Genomic DNA, 340 nt, shown 5'->3' with positions numbered 1-340 from the left:
GGCCGCGGCGACGGCGAGGGCGACGCCGCTGTCAGCCTTGAAGCGGCCCTGCGGGCGGACGCTGATGACCTTGTCGCCATCCTGCAGCTGCCAGGCTTCCGTGCCCTGCATGACGGCCTGGTGGGCGGCCAGTTCCTCGGGCGTCTGCGGAGCGCCGTGGGTTTTGATGTAGTCCGGGCTGGCCACGAACTTGCCCAGCAGCGGGCCCACCCGCCGGGCGATCAGGTTCGAGTCCTGCAGGTTGCCGACCCGGATCGCGCAGTCGAAGCCCTCGGCGATGAGATCGACGAAACGATCGCTGTAGGCAGTGTGGATCTGCAGTTGCGGATGGCGCCGCGCC

1 protein-coding gene is annotated in these 340 nt (G+C 69.4%); it reads right to left on the bottom strand.

Annotation, left to right across the window (positions count from 1 at the left end; all coding sequences use genetic code 11):
* Positions 1-340: substrate binding domain-containing protein (locus ACR6JA_RS22755; RefSeq protein WP_494599742.1), on the bottom strand; the 340-nt coding region annotated here is incomplete at both ends.

Source organism: Cedecea sp. B1(4) (assembly GCF_059414925.1).
This window is presented reverse-complemented; position numbering and strand designations above follow the sequence as displayed.